Source organism: Streptomyces sp. NPDC127092, from assembly GCF_042722475.1.
Classification (GTDB): domain Bacteria; phylum Actinomycetota; class Actinomycetes; order Streptomycetales; family Streptomycetaceae; genus Streptomyces.
Genome location: NZ_JBHXFE010000130.1, coordinates 984 through 2,502, shown reverse-complemented (window position 1 = coordinate 2,502; position 1,519 = coordinate 984). Strand labels below are relative to the sequence as shown.

Here is a 1,519-nt window from a genome sequence, read left to right as displayed (position 1 = left end):
ACCGCTCGTTCCTGGTCACCCGCGGCACCCAGGCAGCCGTGCCCGGCGCGTCGGTGTCGGCATGCGGCTCGAGTTCGACCCGCTTGAGCGTCACCACGGACAACAGCACCTACTACTACCGGATCGCCAATGTGCCCATCGGCTCCACGGTGACGGGTGTGACCGCCTCCATCCTGGTGCAGAAGAGCATGGTGGATGCGATGGAGACTGGGAGGAACCCCACCACCTTCACCTGGACGAGCTCCACCCCGTCCTGGAGCACCCCGACCCGTGAGGTCTCCGGCACCGGCAGTCCGGTCCTGTACACCGACAACAACATCCAGTACTACCGCTACGTCAGCAGGCTCCTCACCCCGGTACCCGCCCCCGTCTCAGGCACCATCACCCTGCCGCTCATCGGGTGGTACAGCAACTGCAGCACGACCCTCGCCGGCGTGTCGGTCAACGGGCGCGGCTCCGCCGTCGTGAACGGCAAGACCTTGGTCCAGATCGGCGCCTATCGGACGCTGTGACACCGGGCTCCGCCGGCTGACGCAGACCCGCGCACGCCGCTCGTGGCGGCCGTCATCCGCCGCCACGCCTCACACCCCGCGGAAGAACTCCCGCGCGGCCGCCGTCAGGTGCTCCACGTCCCGCACGCCGCACATCTCACGCGCCGAGTGCATGGACAGCAGGCCCAGGCCCACGTCCACGGTCCGGATGCCCAGGCGGGTCGCCGAGATCGGGCCGATGGTGGAGCCACAGGGGACGTCGTTGTTCGAGACGAACTCCTGGAACGGCACCCCCGCCACGCCGCACCAGCGGGCGAACGCGGCCCCACCCCCCGCGTCGGTGGCGTAGCGCTGATTGGCGTTGATCTTCAGCAGCGGGCCGTGGTTCACGCGCGGGTGGTTCACGGGATCGTGCCGCTCGGCGTAGTTCGGGTGCACCAGGTGGCCGGCGTCCGCGGACAGCAGCCAGGACCCCGCGATCGCCCGCGCCCGGCCCTGCCCGGCCACGCCGAGCACCTCGAGCACGCGCCCCATGACCTCCTCGAGCAGCGGCCCGGCCGCCCCGGACCGCGACGCCGACCCCAGCTCCTCGTGGTCGAACGCGGCGAGCAGCGGGATCACCGGGGCGCCGGCCGCCTCACCGGCCACCCCGCCCGCGACGGTCCCCTCGTACGCGATCGCCCCCTCGGCGCCGCCGTGTTCGCGCGCCAGCTCCTCGAGCGCCACGAGACCCGCGTGCACCGAGCTCAGGTTGTCCAGCCGGCCCGACGCGAAGAACTCGCCCGCCAGCCCGAAGAGTCCGGGCGCCTGGGCGTCGGCCACCACGACGTCGTGCCCGCGCACCGCGGCCGGGTCCACGCCGGCGGCGGCCGCGAGCGCGGTCAGCACGTCACCGGGCACGCGGGCGGCCAGACCGTCGGCCTCGCCCTCGCCGCGCGGGGCGAGCGCCCCCACGACGGGGTTCGTGTGCCGCTGCCGCTTCAGCGTCAGCCCCTCGTTGACCTCGCGGTCCAGGTGGATGGCCAGCT

Annotated in this window: 2 protein-coding genes; one reads left to right on the top strand and one right to left on the bottom strand. The window is 72.9% G+C overall.

Features of this window, described 5'->3' with window-relative positions; all coding sequences use genetic code 11:
* Nucleotides 1-83 precede the first annotated feature (83 nt).
* Complete coding sequence (locus ACFWJO_RS37905; RefSeq protein ID WP_386872688.1) at nt 84-512, top strand: hypothetical protein; 429 nt, start codon at nt 84-86, stop codon at nt 510-512.
* Between the two features lie 69 nt (nt 513-581).
* On the opposite strand, the gene ACFWJO_RS37900 is transcribed toward ACFWJO_RS37905, so the two are convergent.
* On the bottom strand, nt 582-1,519 hold a 938-nt coding region (locus ACFWJO_RS37900), incomplete at its 5' end, for a M18 family aminopeptidase (RefSeq protein WP_386872686.1).